The sequence below is a fragment of the Mucilaginibacter gilvus genome (assembly GCF_004054195.1).
In the GTDB taxonomy this organism is placed as follows: Bacteria; Bacteroidota; Bacteroidia; order Sphingobacteriales; family Sphingobacteriaceae; genus Mucilaginibacter; species Mucilaginibacter gilvus.
Map to the genome: position 1 here is coordinate 673625 of NZ_SBIW01000001.1, position 21198 is coordinate 694822.

The following is a 21198-nucleotide window of genomic DNA, read 5'->3' on the forward strand; positions in this document are numbered from 1 at the left end:
AATGTGACCACTCCATTCCGGCGCAAGCTGACCACCCATTCCGGGCGAAACTGACCAGGGCATTCCGGGGGAAATTGACCACCCCAAACGCGTAGCAAATGCTGTAGAAGTAACCATCTTTTTGAGGGCAAAGACACCTTCGTAAAGCATGGCCAACTTAACAATCAGCATGAGTAAGATTAGAAAGATACTAAAGATGTACAGCCAGCAGCGGGCGATAATGACCATAGCTGCCCAAGCCGATGCATCGAGAAACACCGTAAAGAAGTACATAGCAGCTTTTAATGACAGCGGCTTTACCTTTGAAGAGGTTAACGCACTGAACGACAAAGAGCTGGAAGATTTGTTCGGTAAAAGCAGGGAACACCCGCCTAACGCACGTATGCAGTCCATGCTGCGCTGCTTTCCCCACGTCGATAAAGAACTCAAACGAACTGGCGTTAACCGGCAGATGCTATGGGAAGCCTACTATAAAGAGTTTCCTGACGGCTACCAATACAGCCAGTTTTGTTTTTATTATAACCAATGGAAGGCCAGAGTAAACCCGACCATGCACATGGATCACAAGGTCGGTGACAAGCTGTACGTTGACTTTGCCGGTGAAAAGATGAGCTATACGGACAAGGAAACCGGGGAGATCATACCTGTAGAGGTTTTTGTAGCTATTCTGGGTGCCAGTCAGTTAACCTATGTAGAGGCTGTTATGAGCCAGCAAAAGGAAGACTTTATAGCGGCCTGCGAGAATACCCTGCACTTTATCGGCGGCGTTCCCGCCGCCATTGTACCGGATAACCTGAAAGCTGCAGTAACCAAAAGCAGCCGCTATGAACCTACCCTGAACGAAACGTTTGAAGACTTCGCCGACCATTACGGTACAACCATTCTACCAGCGCGGGCGTACCGCCCGCGCGATAAGGCATTGGTAGAAGGTGCCGTTAAGATCATTTATACCAAGATCTACGCCCCTTTAAACAAACATGTCTACCATTCTTTAACAGAACTCAATACAGCGATCTGGCAGGCCCTGGAAGTCCATAACAGCCAATTGCTTAAAGGTCGCAACTACAGCAGAAAGCTACAGTTTGAAGAGATAGAGCGCCAAACTCTGGCACCACTGCCTGTTCTGCGCTACCAGTTCAAAAAGCAATTCCAGGCCAGGGTGATCAAGAACGGCCACGTTAACCTCGGCCCGGACAAGCACTATTACAGCGTTCCTTACCGCTATATCGGCAAACGGGTCAAGCTGTTATACTCGCGCACCATTGTAGAGATCTACTCCAACTATGAGCGTATCGCATTGCACCCTCGCAATAAAAACCCTTATGGCTATACCACTGACAAAGAGCATATGGCCAGTACCCACCGCTTTAAAAGTGACTGGACACCAGATATGTTTTTGGATTGGGCAGCCTCCATTCATGAGGATGTCAGGCTGTATATCCTTCAGATACTGGAACGTAAACAACACCCGGAACAGGCTTACAAGTCCTGCCTGGGGGTACTTGGCTTTGCTAAAAAAGCAGGGAATGAACGGTTAACAGTGGCTTGCCAGCGGGCATTGAGTTACGGCGTCTATAACTATAAAACGATACAAACCATACTGGAAAACAAGATGGATAACTATGAGGAAAGCTTATTTGCCGATGAGTTGCCTATGCCTGATCATGGTAATATCCGGGGAGAAGACTATTACAAATAACCATTTAAAACAACAATAACATGAACACAAGCACCTTAGACAAACTGCGGAAGATGAAGTTCTTCGGCATGTTCCATGCCTTTAAAAGCAGCATGGAAACCGGTAAAACAAATGAGTATACAGCGGATGAACTACTGGCCCACCTGGTGGAAGCTGAATGGGATGACCGGCAAAACAGGCGTATTGAACGCACCATCCTTTATGCCAAGTTCCGCTATAAAGCTGCTATAGAGGACGTTCATTACCATGCTGACAGAAGTATCGACCGCAACCAAATCATGCGCCTGGCGGACTGTACGTTTATTGACCGCTTCGAGAACCTGCTGATCACCGGAAGCACCGGTATCGGTAAAAGCTATGTGGCTTCTGCTATAGGCTACCAGGCCTGCATATTGGGCTACCGTGTATTATACACCAGTACGCCCAAGCTATTCGCTAAACTGAAGATGGCAAAGGCAGACGGCTCCTATATCAAGGAGATCGCCAAGCTTGAACGGCAGCAACTGCTGATACTGGATGACTTCGGCATCCAACCTTTTGACGCACAAAGCAGGGCCGCCCTGATGGAGATCATTGAGGACCGGCATGGAAAGACCTCGCTGATCATTACCTCACAACTGCCGGTTAGTAAATGGTTTGAAGTAATTGGTGAAAAAACGATTGCTGATGCTATCCTTGATCGGATCGTTCATGATGCACACCGTATAGAACTGAAGGGGGAATCTATGAGAAGAAAACGTAGTGTTGAACCGGAAAACAACCACTAATGAAATTACCTTTTAAATAACTATTTTTGTACATGCTTTTATAGCATTTGCTGCAACCCAAAAGTCAGCTAACCCAGTGGTCAATTTGGCCCGGAACAGGGTGGTCAACATCTCCATAATATACACCACCTAAAATTACGATTTTTGCCCTCAAAAAAAATAAAAATCCACAAACATCTTTACGTTACCTAACAAATAATCCATATATTTCTGTATTATTCTTGAAATTATTGGAGAAATTATGGCTTTTTCTTAATTATGTCGCGTAGCCTATCGGTTACTATTTGTTTTGCTATCAATTTTTTTTCTAAATCTTCTGCCTTCTTTTTTAAATCATCAATAGTTATTTTATTTAAGTCTTTAATATTAATATTTTTCAGTTTCTCGATAGCCACAATAGTATTGGTAAGTTCCTTCTCAAACTCAGGCTTTTCTAAATCATAATGGCTAAAAGGGTTCATTACAGTACTACGATGTGTTTCAATCTCCTTTACCAGTGCGGGATCTAAATCAGTCTGCTTTGTAATGGCTTCCCAAAAGTCCTCTGTTTTGAAATCCTTTTGTCTAATTTTATAGCTAACCTGTAGCACTTTCTTCTCACATATATTCATCACAATACGTTCAAATTCTGTACGAATATAAACGGCTGATGCTTTATTATCCTTTTCTAATAGATAATATTTGGCCTTCTCAATATAACCGAGCGTGTTTTTAATAATAGGGAACTCGAAATCTTCATCTATTAATTTTTTAGAATAAATTTCAATGTAGTTCCATTTTTCACTTCCAAAGTAATTGCTAACTAAATCGAACCATACTTTATCATAAGTGGTCATTACTATTTGAAACTGTTCACTTTGCTTTATATCAATAAAATGATTTTTTAAAATAGAAAGGAGTGGCAACCTATTACTCATGTCTAAACCTATCAATAAGTCATCAAGGACTAAAATTTTAAGTGCTCCTGTTAAAGGATTTACCTTGATTGATGCCAAGTAGACACTAATTGCAAGTGCTGATAACCTTGCTTCATTTAAAAAAAATTGGTGTTTTGGTATATGTTTTTTTACGAATTCAATCTCTAAATCGATATTGTTGCCTATGATCCCTCTTCTCCCTGTGTACTCAACTTTATCAAAATTTAACTTGATAATAATATTATTCCCGAAATAAGACATAAATGTATTTACATCCTTCTCTATATCCGCAAGAAGTATTTTAAGACCGGGGTTGAATTTATTTTTTAAATAATCTCTTATTGCGTTTTGCTGCTTTTTGGTTTGTTTCTTATTATAAATGTCATTGTAAATATTATCCCATTCTCGCCCAATTTCCTCGGTAGAAAAACGATTAATCGAGTGGTACAAAATTTCTTTAACTAAGATTTTAAATAAATTGACGTTTGAATCGTGATCAATGTGAGTTTTCAACAAACTCCTATAATCGAAAAAACCTTTTACTTTATTTGCATTAGCTATAAGCGACTTATCGCCGCTAATAATTTCCTTATTAACGGTGTCAACTTCAAATTCCTGCGTTACGGTCGCGTCTGCATTTTCCCTGATTTTTATGCGTATGCTTGCTGTGTTTTTCTGAGAGACTGGAATAAAAATATTCTCTTCTACTTCGACTTTTCCTATTGATGCTTTAAAGAAACTTTGCAATGCTGTAAACAAAGAACTTTTACCACTGCCGTTTTCTCCATATACCATTAGATTCTTTCCACCCTTATCTAAAGTTATATGGTATTCACCATAGAATGCACGGTAATTTTTAATGTATATGTCCGTGATTCTCATTGTTTACCCTCAATTATAGCAATTTCTAGTATAGAGCTCATATAAAATAAATTTACACGCACGGGATGTTCCTTATCATTCATTCTATCAAATACGCTAACGATGCGATTTAATTTTTCCTCATCATCAAGATTATTTAGTGATGGCAACGTTCCAATATTTTTTATTATTTCACGTCTGTTTTTGGCAATTAATTCCGGAAAGTATAGCTCGTAGACAATGCCGTTTATGACTTGTTCAAAGTAAACTGGCATAAGTTGTTCATTTACACTTAGCAGCGCCTGTGATTTTAAGAAAATTATAGATTGAACAAAAAAAGATAGTTCCTCAACGTTCGATATTTTGCAAATTGGTATTTCAGATAAGGGTGTATAATATAACTCTAACGTTTCACCCTTTCTTTTTCCTCTATTATATAGCCAAAAATATACAAGCTTACTATTGAGTATAGCCACAAGGGCTTCTATAGTTAAATTAGATATGTTATTTTCTAAAAGTGATATGTAAAACACATCTCTGCTCGAATACACTGGATCTTTAGCGAGTGCAAACGTATTTGAGTTTGATCGATAAGGAGCTATTATTTTGGCTGAACTTTCAAAAATTTTAGCTTCGCGAGGTCGATGAAGTGAATACCAGGGCCAATTTGGCTCATCGTATCTTAAAATCTGGTCATCTAATATTGGTTTATAGGGTTTTAAATATTGAATTAGGTTAGGGATTTTACTCTCCGGAATATTCCACCCTATATATAAAAGAAAATCTTCTGAAAATGAGTGGTCATACTTATGAATATTGGAGTTTTTAATATAAGGCTTGACAAGTCGTAATTCATAGTCAGTTAATTGCGACTTCAAAATGTCAATTTCTTTTTTACTAAGCACAAACACACCTTTACCTTTGACGTAATTATTTGTTGGGAATTGCTCAATGTGTTTATCAGTAATTCTACTTATAGTAATGTCACAACCGGAATTTATGGAAGCCAGTTTTTCTAAAGTGTCTGAATTTGATGATATTTGTTTAAAGATGCCTTCGTAATTGTCGGGGCCTATATGACCAATTCGTAAATAAAGTTTGGGCCCGTCAAACAACTGATCTAACTCAAAATCAGCATAATTGGATTTACTATCGGTTCCGTTAAGTATATTCCTTAATATTTCCGCGCCGGTCTCATTTTTACGATTAACATTGGTGATTCTTGTCGGATTTTTTGATACCTGTTTTTTTAAAAAAGTAATCATATTATGCTGCCCCAATGCAGAATCGAAAACTTTAAATTCATTGAAATTTATAACACTTAAAACTGTTGTATCATTTTTAATTTGCTCCCTAAGTTTAAATGCTCCATCTGCTGTTGGAAAATAATTTGTCGTTATGAAATTGGTAGTTCCGCCTGCTTTGCATAATTTAATAGCTAAATGAAAGAAAAAATAAAATAAGTCCATTTTAGCTAGGTAAAAGTCTTTCATAAATCCCAGCTTTATTTGGTGAAACTTTTCTTTATTCCCTTTTTCACCAACATATGGCGGGTTACCGATCACGATGTCAAAGCCCACATGTTGGGTAATCTTCTCATTGAGGACTTCCGGAAAATTTAACTTCCAATCAAAAAAATCTAAGGGTTCTTCTCCAGTGAAATTAGACAATATCTTTATTGAATTGCTTAGGTTATTCTCAACTATTAGGTTATCAAGATTCTTTTTTAAGTCTTTTGCGGTCGGTGCGAATCCGCCCAATTTTGGATTACTCTGCTCAAATGAAATCTTTGTGAGATTTAATTGATTTAGAAGAACAGTTGCCTTTAATTTTTCAATATCTTTTTTTAGTTGATTTTTTTGTCCACTTGCCTTAAAATAATTGGCTTGCTTGGTCTCTAATAATTTAAGTTTGGATTGTTGATCTGCAATAATTTTTTCTACCGCCGAAACATTCTTGCTCTTAATATTCCAATCTATATCAATTACTTCATCATTGAACTTGCTAACTAAGCTATTTCCAACGACAATCTTATAATCTAAATTTGGGAGCGCTTTAGGTTTTGGTTCATCTACAATTAAACTTAGCCAAAAACGCAATCTCGCAATATCTACGGCTCCCTTCTCAATGTCCACGCCATATATACTATTTTGGATAATATCACCTTTAACATCCGCCGGGTTCCATTTTTTTTGAGTTTCGTAAGCTATAAGCTCCTTTATTGCAAATATTTCCTGTAATAAGCCCATAGGAAAGGCACCGCTGCCTATTGCTGGATCACAAATTTTAACTACATCCAATAATTTATCAATGTTTTGTATTTGTTGGTTTGAACAAGCATGGACATTTTTATTTTTTACGATTGCTGATATTTTAGCAAGATCCAACGGTTCGTAGTTTAAGGTCGATTTAGTGCTGAGATGTGTTGAAAGATATTCAATTATGCTTTCTTGACACATATAATGAACTATTTCCTTTGGCGTATAAAAAGCGCCGGTGTCTTTGTTATATTCCAGCAGGTTTTCAAAAATGTGCCCAAGCATTTCTGGATCAACTGCAACAGTGTGGTCGTCTGGGCTATCTTCAAATACAGTAAAGTTAAATGAATTTAGAAAGTCAAGAAAGCCCCGGTGCTTAGGATCATCTTCATTGTCAGGATTATGAAACAATAGGGGTTTGAAAGTAAGTGTATAGTTATCATGGGCCTCTTTATCAAATAAGCCTCCGTTTAAGAATGGAATTTTAACAAATGTGCCATCCGGCATTTCAAAATCATCGTTTTTCCTTTTTCTATTTTGGGTTTCATTTTGGTTGAGAGTTTCGAAAAATAAAACAGACAGCCAATTAGGATAAAACGTTTCATCCCCCCCGCTTTTAGCAAATAATGAAAAAATAAAATTTTTGTCTCCATCATAGTATTCTTTACTGCTTGCACCCAGCCAGCCTTTTTTTTGTACAAAGTATAGGAATACAATACGCCCTAATAATTTCTTTGTAAAATCTCTTACCGCTTTATCGTCATTTTTAAAATATGATTTTATAAAGTTTGTTTCTTTACTTAAGTAATTAATAAAATTTGAATAGTGTAGAGTATATTCATCAAAAAAAGCCTTGCTTAGTTTTTCGACAGAAAAAGCCTTAATTAATGCTCCAAATTCGATGCTTCTTTCTGTACTTAAAATTTCAAATCGCTCAGCTGCCGTCTTACATGTTTCGTTGGGCCCCAGTAAATAGGTGTATCTTTTGGAATTAGTAGTTTTTTCTTTAATTCCCGAATCAGTTAACACGCTATCTTTTGCGATAAGAGTTAATCGCCAAACATCCTTATTAATGGGGGCAATAAAATTAACTAAAGCCGCTTGTCCTGCGGTAAGTAATTTTCGTACATATTGTTGTATGGCTACTTTACTATGTTCTAAACGGACGGTCGGCTGTAATACAATTTCATAGCAGATAATTTCAGTATTATCATCCAGTCTGATGTTGCCAAAAATTGAAACTTTATCAATAACAATAGATTCAGCCTGGTTAAGTATTGTAGGTGCAATAATTTCATTTGCATACAATGAAAACCCATTGCCAAACACCGGACTTAATATTTCCTTTGCGAACAGCAGCCTATCATATGGTTTATGTAAGGCGTTTTGTAATTGTAAGCGGTTTGCTGGCATGTTAACTAAAGCTTTGAGTTAATACAATTTTGGGATTTATGATACCTATTGTTGTTTTGCTATTTTTTTTATTTTCGTCGGTGTTAAGACTTAAGTCATACCTATCCAAAACCTCAATAAATAGTTGCTCGACTAATAATACTGGTTGTTTTACCAACTTCATATTCACAATAAAAAAATCATTAATTGATTTGGGTAACCCTTTGCTCGCAAAAGTTCCTTTCTTAATTAATTCAATAACCCGCTGTAAAGCCATCCTCTTTTGTTCGGTCGGGGCAACCTTTATAATAGCATTAATATTAATAATAGCTTTGTTTTCAGCCGGGCTTAAATTCTTTTTCGATACCGATTGTATATTTTCTTGGTTCTTTTCAGCTCTAAAATAGTTTAATCCAGCTAAAGTTTGCTCATGATGTTGGCTATGTAAAGTAATCGGAATTTCTTCTGGAGTTGCTTTATATATTTTTACTGCTTGCAAAAAGTTAAGTTCTATTGTATTGAGTTCGGGTGTTACAAGACAAAAAATGCCGGGATGGTTTTTACTTTTAAGGTATGCAATAGATGTATTGGCCAGCGGATAGTTGATTTCTATCGCTTCCGTATCTATCAATGTTATTTGTTTTCCAGGCAATGCCTTTCGACCACACCGCGCTTTATTCGGTATTTGCTCTATTTCTGCGAAACGCTTTGTGTTTTTCTTTTTAAAATCTCTTAATTCGTTTAAATAAGTTAAGATCTCGCTTTCTTCTTTTTGAATTTTATTTCCAAATAGGCCGTTGCCATCTTCGTTCATCTCCTCTAATAAAGAAAATATCTTATTATCTTCTCCAAATGCCGTATGAAAAGCTTGTAATTTTCGAAGTGCGTTATTAACTAAGTTAATTTTAGCATCGCCATGCGTGGAAGGGTAGAAATTATATACATAAATTCTTTTGGCTCTACTTCCTATTCTATTTACACGTCCAATTCGTTGCATTAGTCGAGTAGAATTCCAGGGTACATCGTAGTTAACAATGATGTTACTTCTATGCAAGTTAATACCTTCCGCCAATACCTCAGTGGTTATTATGATTTCATAATCATTTTTCCAGTATTGATCTTCTAAATTTGCGTCAAAATTCTCTCTAAGAATATTTTCGACGGCTTTCCTGTTATCTGCACTTACAGTTAATATCCGGTGTTTTGTAGTAGAAGATAATTTTTTCGATAAATCAATAGCTGTTTCTTTACTTTCAGTAAAAATCACCAATTTTCCACTTGGGTTCTTTTTAATATTAAAAAACTCGTTATCAACTTGATCCGCAAACTGTATAAGCTTCGGGTCTTTTTTAACATCCGCCCACCTTGAAACCAAGTCATCAATTCGATTTTTATCCTCCTGTAATAATTTGATGAATTTTTTATTGAAAGACTCTTTTTTGAATTCCTTATTATTTCCTCCTCGTTCATTGATCTTAGCTTCAATTTGATCGAAACTGAACCCTTCTTCCATAAGTTTGTTTATATCCAAATCAGGGGCAATAAAAATTCTGTCTTCTTCAAACATTCCAATCATATTGTCAATTGCCTTTTGCAATCTGCCTATTGATTGTTTGAAAGCAAAAAAGCTACTTTCTAACCGTTTTATCAGTAATGTCTTCATTATAGCAGAAAGTCTACCGGAAATTGATTTTACGTTTCCATATATTTCTTGATCTTCTTTATTTAATAAAAACTCTATTGCACGATAACGATAATATCCAAATCCATCTGATTCATTTCCAAATTCGTCAAGGCCCGTAATTAACGATACTGTTTCATAAAAGAGTGTACTTAAATTTTGATCCAATTCATAGAAAAGAGGGATTGGGTCACCAATTTTCGGGAAAATGATATTTTGTTCTTTCATATCTTCCAAGTACTCTTGGTTGTTCTCAATATCTGTTCTCGTTCTCCTGATAACTAAGGGTTCAACAACATCATCTCTTAACTTCTGAAACAATGATTTTAACTTATTTACATTAAGTTTCTTTTCACTCGCTAATTTTTTATACTGTTCGTTTAAGGGTTTAAAATATTCCTGGAGATTTCTAATATTTTCAAGCGTGCCATTGCGCCTGTCTTGAAATAAATATAATTGATTTTCAATATCTTGCGGACGATTGTTTAGTGGTGTTGCTGAGATTAATATAACTTTCTTACGAATATCACCTGTTTCTGATGGTCTTGAACGTGGCATTTTACAAATCTCTTGTAAGTCTATATACATCTCGGTGTAGTCATTTCTAAACTTATGCGATTCATCAACAATAATTAAATCAAACTTATCAGCATTTGAATAAGTGTAATTCCTCTCATCAATTACTTTCTTAAGACTTCCCAGCGTTATAAATTCGAAATGATTTTTTATTTGAAATTCTTCTGTTGTTCTTCTCCAATTGGCTTCTAATGCAGGTGGTACAACCACCAAAACTTTTGAATGAGTACCGTTTTCGTAGATAAACTTTTTAATCACCATGCAGGCAATTATTGTTTTTCCCAAACCTACAACGTCGGCTAAAATAAAACCATTATGTTTCATCATAATTGCGTACCCTTGATTGGCAGCATCAGATTGGTACTTTAAGCGCATAAATTTATCCGGCAATAACAATTCAATGTTATAAGGGTCATATTCAACTCTTTTACCAAAATACTCTATGAGCATTTTTATATAAAGTTCAAATGGCGTAAAATCATCTCTTAAATAGGTGCCTTTCTTTATTTTTTCAATTTCTGCATGAAGAATAGGAACTGATTGGTTCCATAATTTTTCAAATTCATCCGTCGCAAATTTTACATCATCATAATCTCTGAGGCTGACATTAAATTCGTAATTAGAATCAGGATTGGCACCAAGCCCGGAGTCCGTTAAATTTGAAGAGCCGGTTATAACCTCGCAAGGCGCATGTTCATTAAAAGTTACCGGACGAAATATATAGACCTTGGCATGTATTTTTTTTGATGGATGTGCTCGTAATTCAATTTTACCATCAGTTAAATCTGTTATAAATTGAATGATGCCCCGCTCAGTAATTTCATCATATTCGGCATCTTGGATGTTCTTGATTGTATCATTAATAAAATCTGCTTTTGTGTCTTCTGGATTATCAAGATAAAGCTGCCCTCTGTCATGATGCTTTTTTATTAATTGATCAACGTTAATTCCAACTAATATTCTAATTTTTGGAATCTTGTCCAAAAAGGCTCGAACTTTAAAATAGCCAGACGTTCTAAAATAACCGACTAAAGCATCAAAATGCCTGATACTTTCAATATTAGAAAAAACTCCCTCAAATTTCTTTAAGAGGCTGTTGTCATCCTGATTTGTAAAAAACTTTGTGGACATTGATAGTAATAAAGTAACATTCCTTTTAAATAAAACTGTCTTGTTTTGACTTTAATAGCCAAGTAAGGAATAGCATCAAATATAGTTATCTCGAAATAATAAAAGTATTAATAACCAACTACGTCGGAAATTATGTGCATTGGGCGAAAGCAGGTGTGTTATGAGCAATAGCGAATTTCACTCCTGCCAGCGGCTGCGAGGCTGACGGCGCAATGAAACCCGGCGCGACAGCGCGAGGTGCAATGAAGCCGCCTGCCGTAGCTGCATTGTTCCAACAGGTGTACATGTCGTTTTTCTTTCAGCAGCAAAGCCGGACGATTGATCAACCGTCCGACATGCTACTTTGGGTGCTTAGCAGTTCCATCTTAACGGTTAACAGTTTTTAGATGCAAAGCGAGCGTATGCCCGCCTGCCAATACCACTGAGGCTGTCAACTCTTAATATCCTCTATATATTGCTTGTAAATACTTTCTGCAACCTTATTGAATTTTGTTACCTGCTTTGATAGTATTCTCACCGAATCTCCGTCAGGATCAAATGAACTATTATATCGTGATTGTGAATAGGCGTTTTGTAGCAATTGATATAGTTGCCCCCCCTCGGTGGTAGTAAGTTCAAAGACTTCCTTTAATTCATCAGTAAACAACAAGGTTAGTTTTAACAACCTTGATAAGTTATGCATTTGTACCCGGTAGCCTATAACGGCTTGTATAATAGCTTTTAAAACACTTTCAACAGATTGATGCAAAAGAAATGCGGCAAGCCTGAAATTGTTATCTGCCCTGTATAATTCTGCACCCTTCAAAAATTCGCTGCCCTGTTTACCCCACCTTTCCCAATTGAACTTAGCTCTTTCTAATAATACCTCCTTAGTTATTCCTTGATGCTCTGGCAATATTAATTCATGCGACTGATATAAAGCAAATCCTTTTTCCATAACAGTTGACCAAAACCGCCTGCCGATATTTAATGCTTCTTTTGCACTGTTTGCTTTATGGACGATGGCGTGTACATGAGCAAGGTACTGGCAATTATCTTCAATCTTATTGCTGATTTCATGCTCTGGCGTTTTTTCATCATCGCTAACAAGGATAAGCAGATAAAATGTAAACGGCTTGGGGTGCGTTCCCAAATGAATAATCATTTGAACCTTTGGACAACGGTTCACAATCAGGCTTTTGATTTCTTCTAAAGCCAATTTTTCGGCTGCTGTTGGTTTGGGACTTATTGTTCTTATCTCAATTGGTTCGGTGGATGTTTCGTTTAAACTATTTTCAAGCTCGTTCCGCTTTAGTTGTGGGCGACCACCCTCTCGTTGGTAGATTAACCATGCTGCCGAATACAGCTTAATTAAATTCTCGTAAACATTAATAACCTCACCTGCATATAAGGACTCGACATCTGCATTATTGTAAAGGGCTACATGGGACCACTCATGTAATTGATCCCTATATTCCTGTGGTGAGATTTTTTTAAAGACTTTCTTAACGGCCTTGTAGGGTTCAAGTTGTTCTTTTAAGGATAGGTTTTTAGGATAGTATGCCCATTGTTCTTTTTCTTCCACCAATTGTTCCTCGGTAACCTTATCTTGTTGGTAGGAGAACCTTTTGTAATTGATAAATAGCAGGTACATAGCTTCCAAAATCCTTAAATTCAGGTCATATATAAAAAGCAGTGTACCTGGGCCATGACGTTTTTCATTGTAATGCTCATCATTAACGACATAATAACGCCATTCCTTTAATCGCCTGCCGTGACCGTTTACGGAATCCGCACTAAAGAAATCAACGACTACTGACATTGGATTTTCAATTTCGTAATGACGAAGTGTTTTAGGGTAATGTTCCCAGGGTGCATAAGGTTCGTTGTTCATAATGCTCTTCTTACACCGGCCTCCATTAACCGGCAAAACAAAAGAATAGTGAAACGTCACTGTACCGAACCATAAGCGATTGTACTTTACAATAAAGCCGTTGTATTCTAGGGATCGCATATATCCAAATCGGTTGTTAAAAACATTCTTTTAGGCTGCTTTTTGATAGTTTTCAACATACATTTCCTGCCTTTTAATTAAAGAGAACATGCGTAAGATCAGTTTAAACTTTATGTTGTTTAGTACCAACTGCCAGCATTTGGTTTCCAGTTTACGGTTTGCATATCCGCGAATCTCGGGATCATGAGCTATAGCCACTTTGGCAGCTTGGTTCAGCTCTTGCTTGAGTTCCCTGTTTGCCAGAACGCTTACACGCATTCTTCCTTTGATACTGGTTCCTGAACTATTCTCGAATGGCACCACCCCCACGTAAACTGCATATTTTCTTGCGTCAGTGAAACTTGTAAAGTTTTCTGTATATGCTATCGTCATCCAGGCATTGATAGGTCCGATACCCTTAATGCTTGTTAGAATTCTATAGTTTTGGAGAAAAGCTGCATCTAATCTAATTAGCAAAATAATTTCTTCTTGTAACTGAAGGATATGTTTACGGTTGGTCTTGATCTTATCCTTAGAGATCCGAACTATAGCATCTTTGCTGTGAACGTCATACATGTGATTACGCTCTTTGATCGTTGCTGCCAATCCAGCACTCTCTCTCACAAGCCGCTTACGATAGGATAGTAATTGCCTGAGCAATAGTATATTCTTATTCAATGGCTTATCAGGTTTCAAGCGCTTGATCTTTTCCTCGCCATACTGACTTATCCTAAAAGAATCAACTTTGTCATTTTTACCCCTGGCCATACCCAATGATTTTTTGATTTCCAATGGAGATAATCTGCAATAATCGATTGCTGCAGATTCACAGAATTGGATGAACCGGTATTCGTACCCGCCTGTATGTTCCATCACGATAAATGTGCTTAATAAGCTAATCTTATTCAGTTTACACCACTTTTTTAAATCGTTAAAGCCAACACTATCATTACTGATCTTCACATGTAAATGCCTGTCTGCACAACTGATGTCAAGGGTTAGTTTTGAAACGTCTACACCTAAAATTACTTCGTACTTCTTCATGTTTTTTTATTTAATGAAATAATTGCCATTTGCCAAAAACCTTTGATGTATCAAGGATAATATTCTAGCTGGGCCTTGGGCAATTATAAAAGGTAGGGGACTAATACAACTTGAAGTTCTATTTAACTATTTTGTACAAAAGTGCACCCCTACCATTTATATTAACGTAATCCACATTCTTATTAGTTCTTAACACCCCCCTGCACCCCCCATTACAATAACAGTAAAATACAACTACGTTGCTTTCAGGAAGAACAAAGGTTTTGTACATTTACATTTTAACAATACATTTGACTTATGGCAGAACCAACCTTACATATCGGCAGAAAAATCAGTAAGGTCCGTGAATTAAAAGGAATGAAGCAGGAAACGCTGGCTTCGGAATTAGGTATAAGCCAGCAAGCTGTTTCTAAAATTGAACAGAGTGCGGATGTTGATGGTGAAGCATTAGAAAAAATCGCGAAAATCTTAGGGCTATCGTCTGAAGCTATTAAGAATTTCAGTGAGGAAGCTGTATTTAATATTATTGGTAATACATACCATGATAATTCGGCTTCGTTGAATTATCAGTGTTCATTCAATCCAATTGATAAGATCGTTGATCTTTACAATGAAAAGGTTGCATTATTGGAGCGTCTTTTACAAGCTGAAAAAGAGAAAAATGAACTTATAAAGTCAAAATAGTACCTTTCAATCTAATTTTTTTGGTATTATTTCTATCCCTGCAAACGATTTAAACTATCGACTACAAAAGCAACAATGCAAGCAAACTAACCGCCAAAAAATGTTTCGAACAGCTAAATAAGTTTCGATTCAAGAGGAATTGAATAGTAGTTAATCCTTTAACAACTTCAATTGCACTGGCAAATTATAAAGTTTGGTATATTTCAATTCAAAATCGTACCAGTCCTTAGAAACATTCATTACATCGTTTGCATCTTGTATAATGCCCGCAAGCATCTCAATACCCTCATCAGTAAAGAACTGGAATAATTTGAATTTTTTAATATGACCACTTAGGATTGGATTTTCAATGGCTAATAGCGTCGGCACTGCATCAGAACCATACCTACTATAAATGTATCTTTTTATATCTAATGCGACTACTGGCGGCTTTATAAAAGAATTTGGGTCCAATTTATCCCACTTTCGAAGCTTGTACATCCTTTTAAAAAATGGATTAGTGTTAGGAAACATGGCTTCGTATTCTCTTGCCTGACTTTTAACCAAATCTTTTATTTCTTTTATAGTGAACTTTAAGCCGCTTCTTAGTTGATGCTGTTCGAGTTCTATATCAAAATTTTTCTTTGGTAATAATTCATTCGATTTAAACAACAAGTCTTGTTGCTCTTGCCTATCAAAAATCTTTTTTAACTCCTTGTCGACCTGGCCGTTTTGCAGGTTTTTGTCTTTCTTTTTCGCCATCTCAGTTAATATTGTAATTGTAAATTTCTTTTATTAGTAATGTCCTTTATTGGTTTGAATGCCTTGAAATCCCCAAATTCATAAAAGTTAAATGGCTCTAATGAAAGATCAAATTGAGGTGTCATTTGCTTGTGGAACCGCGAGTAATTCTTATTATCTCTACTGTAAAAAGTATAGATAATACTTGGGTGAACATGGTTCTGTTCTGCAAAGATCTTTACATATCGCGGTTCGCTTATATGAGGCAATATTTTTTCCATTTTATCGTCTGAAAAAAGATACTGGCGGGCAAAATTATCAGCCTCCGCCTCATTGATATTTATTGAATCAGTTTCGCCAGTAATATGATATTTTTCTTTCCGAATTTCATCCCAATCGTACAGTACATGGAAAATTTCGTGGATTAATGTAAACCAAATTGTTGCGTAATAATCTGTGTATTTTGTGAGGACGATACAAGGCTTATCCCTATACGCCAATGTTGCACCTTTTATATGCAAGTCAGTATTGAATTTTGGCACCACTATTAACGTAACGCCAAATTTATATAATGCTTTAGCCACTAATTGCAATCCATTTTCCAAGTTCATGGAGTGCCATCTTATTTGGGGAAAGTAATCTATTAGTCCTTCTCTATCATACTCATATGGATTTGGAGTTCTCTCTAAACTTTGCCCAGCCGTTGCATACCAAAACATTAGACTTGATTTACCAGTCAATCTTTTTCCACTGCTGAAAGCCGCCGTAATTTTATATTTAGCATGTTCAAAGACGCTTTTATAGCCAAAAAATGTATTAATCCTTTCCTCAATATGTTCAAAATCATTAATGCCATCTATGAAACCAATTTTTTTCAGTCGAGGTAGGTCGAAGTTGTTAACTATAAAACTCCTTTTCTTAGCTAATAATATGCTTTCGTTATGTGTGTCTGAGATTAGTTTGAAATATTTATTCATCAATTCCTCATATGGAATCTCTAAAAAATTCGATAACTTCAATATCGTTACAAAATCGATTTTTCTTGCTTCACCGGCGAGAATTGAATCGATGGTTTTTTGATCTGCATCTAAAATGTTAGACGCTTGATTTTTTGTTATTTCTAAATAAGAAAGACGCTGATCGAATAATTCCCGTAGCGGGAAAAAATTTACTTTTTCATTTTCAGATAAAATCCTATTTAAAAGAGCATCAATGTCCTTATGCTTATCGTTTTCTTCCATTCGGCAGTAAAAGTTAGATTTTTTTCTAAACAAAGATAGGAATAAGCATTACAGTAATCAATATTTTTATAAAAAGTTTAGATTTTTTTCTAAACTTTTTATAAAAAAGACTATTTGATTAGTATATGAAAGACCTGTTGTAAAGCCACGGGAAATATTTATACATGAGAGGCTTTATTTTTAAATCCCTATTAAATGATTGCATTATTTATCCCTTGTCTTGCTATAAGCGGTGTCCATAGCTATTTGGGTCTTCTTTAATCCCATCTGTCTTAAATAATTCCAAGCTCTTTGATAATGTGATGCCTGTATGTATTTCTGATGCGCACTATAGGCATCAATGGCCTTGCCACTCAAAGAATATAAATAAGTTATAACCACCAAACATATACCCCAGGGAATAAGCCTGCCAAATACTATTTTATAATACTGGCCCTGATTGGTTTCGGGGAACAATAATATCCGTATTTGTTTAGTGATGGATGTTGACCCCTTGCTCAATTTATCATAAATCTGTTTAAGCAAGGTTAATTCGTCATTCTGTTTGATGTTCTGCTTAATTTCCCTTACTTCGGTAAGTATAGTATTTATCGCAATTGAATAGTCAGGGACTGAATTATCGGTAATTTTTGTTACCTGCTTTTCCATCTCTGTATTCTTTTTTACAAGGCTATCAACAATCTCGTCGTTGCTATCCATTCTTTGGTTTAGTTCATCTATTTCTTTCATCTTGATATTCCTCTGCTTTGTTGTTGTTCATTTTTCTTTCGACGCTTTCTTTCCGGGCTATCATCATCGTCTGCAATATTACCAAGTAAGTCACCTAATAAATCCGCTCCTGCTGATAGCGATTGCCTTAAATAGTGGGTTTCCGGCTCCGACTTTAGATAAGTAACCTGTTCGGTAGTTTGCCGACTTTCTCTTTCCTGCTTAGCGTTTTCCAATACTTCCCTTAACTGATTTGCCAAGCTCTTTTCCGGTTTAACCTGCTGTTGCTTTATCGCCTGGCTTAGCTTTGCATAACTTAAACTACGATCTATCTCTGATCCTTTAAATTTATACTCGCCTTTGCTAAAACTGATACCCTGTACCTCGGTGGTACCGCTTCTATATTTCAAGTGGGTAACAATACCCTGCTTAGCCAATACCTGCTTTAGCTCATTGATATTTTTTACTTTTTTGCTGGCTGACCTGATGGCATCAAATAATTCATATTTGATTTTGTCCTCACCTCTAAGCTGCTGGCGGTTGACCCGCTCTTTACCCGGTGAGATATAAAGGCCATGCTTTAGGGTCAACTCTTTTGCTACCTGTACATTCCGTTGTTTTTGAAAATTATCTGAAATGGTTTTGCCATTGTTGCTCACCCGGTTGTAAACGATGTGGATATGCGGATGATTTTTATCCCGGTGCTTTACAATTAGGTACTGCGTGTCCTGTATTTTCATTTTTAGCAGATACTCTTTTGCGATATTTACCATTACCTCATCTTTTAGCTTAGCGGCATCATTCACACTCCAGCTTAAAGCAATATGGCCGACCGCCTTTCCTAAATTTGGATTGTATTTTCGTTGCAGGTTAAAATCATTGATAATCTGATTAACCTGCTGCATTCTTACACCTGCGGCATCCAAGATAACAGCATCATTTTTTTGAACCACATAGCGAATGCACCCGCCAAAGCTTCTACCCGTTATCACTTTCCCTATCATTGTTATTGAGGTGTTTTAAAGTAGTATCTATCTCGTTCAAAATTTTACTGCAATCCCTTACTACAGTTAATAGTCCAAGCTGATGCGCAAGTTTTGTCAATTGATTCAGGTTGTTAGCAAGCTCGGCAAGCATCCAAAGAATGCGCCGCTCATCGTCCGTTAATCTCGGAACTATCTTTGCACTTTTAGCTGCTGCCCTTATCCAACTGCTTGATCGCATCCCCGCAGTCTTAGCTTTACCGTCAATATAAAAGCGCTCTGTCGCCGTCATCCTGATGCGTATAATCAACTCCCGCCTAACCTTTTTCTTTGGCGCTCCACCTTTGTTTTTAGGTTGGTTTACCTCTTGCTTATTAGCTGTCTTCACTGTTGTTTCCATCGGTTAACTCCTTACTCTTTCTTCCTTTTTTTCCTTTTGCAACCATCGGGCGCAAAAGGCAAGTTTGCCCGGTGCCACAGGCATCCGGGATGTTTTTGTGGCAACAAAAACACAAACTTGCTCCTTATCGGCAAATGAGTTTGGTTAACGGCCTCCGGCCGGTATAGACAACTATACAGCTATACCGAAAGCGGTATGCTGCGCCGCCTTTTTACCAAAGCTTCGCTTTGTGTTTCACTCGTTGCCTATCCGATGCTTCGCATCAGATTTGTCTTCTCTGACCTCATTCGCTGTTGTCTTCCAATGGCTTTTTACTCGCCCTTAGCGCGATAAACCTGATACTATGACTATTGGTGAATCCTACAATGACCATCCTTGTCATGGGCCTTAAATTATCTTGGGTCTCTTTTCGCTAAGGCTAAATTTTGAGGTGGCCTCGTCCTTGATTTCCTCTGCCGTTCTTTTACGGCCAGACTTAATCCATTCAGTTAATTCGGAGCGGTAGAAATAAAGGCGCTTCCCGCGCTTATTAACAGGGAGTTCTTTACGGCATACTTTGCTGTAAACGGTCGGGACAGCAAGGTCTAAAAATATTGCTGCCTTGGCAACGGGCATAATTTCGTCCTGCTCCATCGGCTGCTCCTGCCGCTGAAGTAAAAGCTGTTCGATGTTATCCAGCTTATCCTGTATTTTACTTATCGCCTCGGGTAACTGGTCAAATGTGAGTGTGTCTTTCATTGCGCATTAATTTTGTTTAATGCTGCAATTGTAAGTGCTTGTTTTGCAGTGTTACAAGGGGGTAAACCGTAACCCTGCGCTTACCCCCTCATTTTTTTGCTATCTTTTGTTACGGGGAGTAGGCAAGATGAGAAACTGAGTTTCTTTTTGCTCAATTTTCAAGATGGGAGATTTGCATGGACGGGTATTTTCTGACATTAGGCCGGACAAATAACCCTCCGGCAATTCTCTGGGTTCGGACTGTTGGGATAGGTACATGAACTTCGGGGCGATCCATTTTTCCAGGTCGGACTTCCGGCAGCCGACAATCAAGTTAGCATCATAGAGTTGTTTAAAGGCATCGGCCAGCTGGGTTGCAAAGCCACGGAATACCAAAGGGGCTGCGGGTGCCTCATCATATAATAACAGCTTTTCAAGTGCAGCGTGATCTTCAAGAAGAAAATAGGCTTTTAATAAGTCAAACAGTTGCACGGGTGCCCCCTGCTTAAAGGTCGGATAGTAGCCTACTATTTTTGCAATGGCTGCCTGTTCTTCGCTTAGTTGCGGTTGGTAGGTAGTTTCCTGTACTACTATTGCCGGTTGGGTTATTTCTTTCGCTTCGTTAGTGTTTTGGATTTCTGCCGGAGCTTCTTCAACCTTTGCCGCTTCCTGCCCCGTTAGTTGGGCATTCATCCTTTTTTTAAAATTAACCTCGGTTATATTCGGCTTAATAAAATTTTCTGTAGCATAGATCAGTTCCATTAAAAACTTTTCTCGAAGCTTGACAGAATCGCCTAGGTCTTCCGCAAACTTCGCGGTTACTTCTATATCAGCACTGTCAGATTGCAGATTGTTGACAATAAATAAATATTCCAGTCGGACAGAAATAATAAAGGAGCGGTGATAAACCAAATTCATCTCCGAATAATGCTGGTTGTAATTTGTCCAAAATTCCTTAAAGCGGTTGCGGACTTTAGATAATTCCGCCAATTGGAGCAAAATAAGGTCTTTGTTTAAGATTAGCAGGTCTAAAAAGGCCATATCTTTTAATACCCTGAGTTCGCTTCTGTAGGAAAAGGAATCGTAATATTGGGTTTCGTAGGTCAGGTCATAAGTTTTAACATGCTTCTTTTCGTTCGTTCCCCATTCCAGTTGAATATCATCCTCAATAACACGTAGGTCGAATGTTTGGATGCGGATTAGAAATTCTTTTAGATGCTGCATATTTGGTAATGAAATCAAGCCTTTTACTATAGTCAGATTCCTTTAAAAAACGCAACCATGCGTTTTAAAAGCATAGACAACCCAGCTAAAATCAGCTATCATAATGGATATACCGCTGATATTGACCACCTGATTCCGGCGGAATGTGACCAGTGATTCCGCGTCAAATTGACCACCCCATTCCGGGGCAAACTGACCAGGCATTCCGGGCCAAATTGACCAC

The 21198-nt window shown here is 37.2% G+C and carries 16 protein-coding genes; 3 read left to right on the top strand and 13 right to left on the bottom strand.

All coding sequences use genetic code 11. From position 1 onward, the window contains the following. Nucleotides 1-169: 169 nt before the first annotated feature. Nucleotides 170-1699, top strand: a complete 1530-nt coding sequence (gene istA, locus EPL05_RS03095) for an IS21 family transposase (protein ID WP_243837201.1) — start codon at nt 170-172, stop codon at nt 1697-1699. A 20-nt stretch (nt 1700-1719) separates the two neighbouring features. Beyond that, on the top strand, nt 1720-2466 hold the full coding sequence (gene istB, locus EPL05_RS03100; RefSeq protein WP_128532037.1) for an IS21-like element helper ATPase IstB: 747 nt from the start codon (nt 1720-1722) through the stop codon (nt 2464-2466). A gap of 239 nt (nt 2467-2705) precedes the next feature. Here the strand turns inward: istB and EPL05_RS03105 are convergent, their stop codons facing one another. The 5 genes from EPL05_RS03105 to EPL05_RS03125 form a co-directional block, all read right to left on the bottom strand. Further along, nucleotides 2706-4265 (bottom strand): AAA family ATPase, encoded by a 1560-nt coding sequence (locus tag EPL05_RS03105; protein WP_128532038.1) that lies wholly within the window; start codon nt 4263-4265, stop codon nt 2706-2708. Next, the gene (locus EPL05_RS03110; RefSeq protein ID WP_128532039.1) at nt 4262-7915 is read right to left on the bottom strand and encodes an Eco57I restriction-modification methylase domain-containing protein; all 3654 of its coding nucleotides are present in this window, start codon (nt 7913-7915) and stop codon (nt 4262-4264) included. Before EPL05_RS03110 ends, EPL05_RS03105 begins: the two co-directional genes overlap by 4 nt. 1 nt (nt 7916) lies before the next feature. After that, a complete protein-coding gene (locus EPL05_RS03115; RefSeq protein ID WP_128532040.1) occupies nt 7917-11282 on the bottom strand; it encodes a helicase-related protein in 3366 nt (1121 codons plus the stop codon). A 430-nt stretch (nt 11283-11712) separates the two neighbouring features. Next, nucleotides 11713-13155, bottom strand: a complete 1443-nt coding sequence (locus EPL05_RS03120) for a HEPN domain-containing protein (protein WP_166727616.1) — start codon at nt 13153-13155, stop codon at nt 11713-11715. 150 nt (nt 13156-13305) lie between these two features. Beyond that, on the bottom strand, nt 13306-14298 hold the full coding sequence (locus EPL05_RS03125) for a transposase (protein WP_128532042.1): 993 nt from the start codon (nt 14296-14298) through the stop codon (nt 13306-13308). A gap of 297 nt (nt 14299-14595) precedes the next feature. On the opposite strand from EPL05_RS03125, the gene EPL05_RS03130 reads away from it, so the two are divergent. After that, a complete protein-coding gene (locus EPL05_RS03130) occupies nt 14596-14982 on the top strand; it encodes a helix-turn-helix domain-containing protein (RefSeq protein ID WP_128532043.1) in 387 nt (128 codons plus the stop codon). A 150-nt stretch (nt 14983-15132) separates the two neighbouring features. Here the strand turns inward: EPL05_RS03130 and EPL05_RS03135 are convergent, their stop codons facing one another. The 8 genes from EPL05_RS03135 to EPL05_RS24165 form a co-directional block, all read right to left on the bottom strand. After that, entirely contained in the window at nt 15133-15723 is a 591-nt protein-coding gene (locus EPL05_RS03135; protein ID WP_128532044.1) for a P63C domain-containing protein, read from the bottom strand. A 5-nt stretch (nt 15724-15728) separates the two neighbouring features. Continuing rightward, nucleotides 15729-16943, bottom strand: coding sequence for an ImmA/IrrE family metallo-endopeptidase (locus tag EPL05_RS03140; protein ID WP_128532045.1), 1215 nt, complete (start codon nt 16941-16943; stop codon nt 15729-15731). 204 nt (nt 16944-17147) lie between these two features. Then, the gene (locus tag EPL05_RS03145; protein ID WP_128532046.1) at nt 17148-17672 is read right to left on the bottom strand and encodes a hypothetical protein; all 525 of its coding nucleotides are present in this window, start codon (nt 17670-17672) and stop codon (nt 17148-17150) included. Next, complete coding sequence (locus tag EPL05_RS03150; RefSeq protein ID WP_243837202.1) at nt 17669-18604, bottom strand: relaxase/mobilization nuclease domain-containing protein; 936 nt, start codon at nt 18602-18604, stop codon at nt 17669-17671. Before EPL05_RS03150 ends, EPL05_RS03145 begins: the two co-directional genes overlap by 4 nt. 25 nt (nt 18605-18629) lie before the next feature. Then, the gene (locus tag EPL05_RS03155) at nt 18630-19034 is read right to left on the bottom strand and encodes a plasmid mobilization protein (RefSeq protein ID WP_128532048.1); all 405 of its coding nucleotides are present in this window, start codon (nt 19032-19034) and stop codon (nt 18630-18632) included. Between the two features lie 387 nt (nt 19035-19421). After that, nucleotides 19422-19772, bottom strand: a complete 351-nt coding sequence (locus tag EPL05_RS03160; RefSeq protein ID WP_128532049.1) for a helix-turn-helix domain-containing protein — start codon at nt 19770-19772, stop codon at nt 19422-19424. 99 nt (nt 19773-19871) lie between these two features. Next, on the bottom strand, nt 19872-20975 hold the full coding sequence (locus EPL05_RS03165) for a hypothetical protein (protein WP_128532050.1): 1104 nt from the start codon (nt 20973-20975) through the stop codon (nt 19872-19874). 42 nt (nt 20976-21017) lie between these two features. Beyond that, the coding region (locus EPL05_RS24165; RefSeq protein WP_208394659.1) for a hypothetical protein at nt 21018-21198 on the bottom strand (181 nt) is incomplete at its 5' end.